Origin of the sequence: Pseudomonas sp. TH08 (genome assembly GCF_016651275.1) — a bacterium.
In the GTDB taxonomy this organism is placed as follows: domain Bacteria; phylum Pseudomonadota; class Gammaproteobacteria; order Pseudomonadales; family Pseudomonadaceae; genus Aquipseudomonas.
The window spans coordinates 1-2,500 of the sequence record NZ_JAEKEE010000002.1 but is presented as its reverse complement, the minus strand read 5'-3'; the positions used below and the strand labels follow the sequence as shown (position 1 = coordinate 2,500).

Genomic DNA, 2,500 nt, shown 5'->3' with positions numbered 1-2,500 from the left:
CACTAACTGGAGGACCGAACCGACTACCGTTGAAAAGTTAGCGGATGACCTGTGGATCGGAGTGAAAGGCTAATCAAGCTCGGAGATAGCTGGTTCTCCTCGAAAGCTATTTAGGTAGCGCCTCATGTATCACTGTAGGGGGTAGAGCACTGTTTCGGCTAGGGGGTCATCCCGACTTACCAAACCGATGCAAACTCCGAATACCTACAAGTGCCGAGCATGGGAGACACACGGCGGGTGCTAACGTCCGTCGTGAAAAGGGAAACAACCCAGACCGTCAGCTAAGGTCCCAAAGTTATGGTTAAGTGGGAAACGATGTGGGAAGGCTTAGACAGCTAGGAGGTTGGCTTAGAAGCAGCCACCCTTTAAAGAAAGCGTAATAGCTCACTAGTCGAGTCGGCCTGCGCGGAAGATGTAACGGGGCTCAAACCATACACCGAAGCTACGGGTATCATCTTCGGATGATGCGGTAGAGGAGCGTTCTGTAAGCCTGTGAAGGTGAGTTGAGAAGCTTGCTGGAGGTATCAGAAGTGCGAATGCTGACATGAGTAACGACAATGGGTGTGAAAAACACCCACGCCGAAAGACCAAGGTTTCCTGCGCAACGTTAATCGACGCAGGGTTAGTCGGTCCCTAAGGCGAGGCTGAAAAGCGTAGTCGATGGAAAACAGGTTAATATTCCTGTACTTCTGGTTATTGCGATGGAGGGACGGAGAAGGCTAGGCCAGCTTGGCGTTGGTTGTCCAAGTTTAAGGTGGTAGGCTGAGATCTTAGGTAAATCCGGGATCTTAAGGCCGAGAGCTGATGACGAGTTATCTTTTAGATGACGAAGTGGTTGATGCCATGCTTCCAAGAAAAGCTTCTAAGCTTCAGGTAACCAGGAACCGTACCCCAAACCGACACAGGTGGTTGGGTAGAGAATACCAAGGCGCTTGAGAGAACTCGGGTGAAGGAACTAGGCAAAATGGCACCGTAACTTCGGGAGAAGGTGCGCCGGTGAGGGTGAAGGACTTGCTCCGTAAGCTCATGCCGGTCGAAGATACCAGGCCGCTGCGACTGTTTATTAAAAACACAGCACTCTGCAAACACGAAAGTGGACGTATAGGGTGTGACGCCTGCCCGGTGCCGGAAGGTTAATTGATGGGGTTAGCTAACGCGAAGCTCTTGATCGAAGCCCCGGTAAACGGCGGCCGTAACTATAACGGTCCTAAGGTAGCGAAATTCCTTGTCGGGTAAGTTCCGACCTGCACGAATGGCGTAACGATGGCGGCGCTGTCTCCACCCGAGACTCAGTGAAATTGAAATCGCTGTGAAGATGCAGTGTATCCGCGGCTAGACGGAAAGACCCCGTGAACCTTTACTATAGCTTTGCACTGGACTTTGAATTTGCTTGTGTAGGATAGGTGGGAGGCTTTGAAGCGTGGACGCCAGTTCGCGTGGAGCCATCCTTGAAATACCACCCTGGCAACTTTGAGGTTCTAACTCAGGTCCGTTATCCGGATCGAGGACAGTGTATGGTGGGTAGTTTGACTGGGGCGGTCTCCTCCTAAAGAGTAACGGAGGAGTACGAAGGTGCGCTCAGACCGGTCGGAAATCGGTCGTAGAGTATAAAGGCAAAAGCGCGCTTGACTGCGAGACAGACACGTCGAGCAGGTACGAAAGTAGGTCTTAGTGATCCGGTGGTTCTGTATGGAAGGGCCATCGCTCAACGGATAAAAGGTACTCCGGGGATAACAGGCTGATACCGCCCAAGAGTTCATATCGACGGCGGTGTTTGGCACCTCGATGTCGGCTCATCACATCCTGGGGCTGAAGCCGGTCCCAAGGGTATGGCTGTTCGCCATTTAAAGTGGTACGCGAGCTGGGTTTAGAACGTCGTGAGACAGTTCGGTCCCTATCTGCCGTGGACGTTTGAGATTTGAGAGGGGCTGCTCCTAGTACGAGAGGACCGGAGTGGACGAACCTCTGGTGTTCCGGTTGTCACGCCAGTGGCATTGCCGGGTAGCTATGTTCGGAAAAGATAACCGCTGAAAGCATCTAAGCGGGAAACTTGCCTCAAGATGAGATCTCACTGGAACCTTGAGTTCCCTGAAGGGCCGTCGAAGACTACGACGTTGATAGGTTGGGTGTGTAAGCGCTGTGAGGCGTTGAGCTAACCAATACTAATTGCCCGTGAGGCTTGACCATATAACACCCAAGCAATTTGCGTCGAAAGGCCAGAGTTGCGGTGTGTGAAGACGAAACGAACCGAAAGTTCGATGTTCACAAACACCGTAAGCTGTCACATACCCAATTTGCTGAAGCGAGGCCATCTGGTCACGAGTCAGTACCCGAATTTCTTGACGACCATAGAGCGTTGGAACCACCTGATCCCATCCCGAACTCAGCAGTGAAACGATGCATCGCCGATGGTAGTGTGGGGTTTCCCCATGTGAGAGTAGGTCATCGTCAAGATTAAATTCCGAAACCCCAATTGCGAAAGCAGTTGGGGTTTTGTTTT

At 51.9% G+C, this 2,500-nt stretch carries 2 rRNA genes (1 of these 2 cut by a window edge); both read left to right on the top strand.

Annotated elements, in window-relative coordinates:
* Positions 1-2,187, top strand: a 23S ribosomal RNA gene (locus JFT91_RS09630) (it extends 708 nt beyond the left edge of the window).
* A gap of 151 nt (positions 2,188-2,338) precedes the next feature.
* Positions 2,339-2,454, top strand: a 5S ribosomal RNA gene (rrf, locus tag JFT91_RS09625).
* Positions 2,455-2,500: the final 46 nt, after the last annotated feature.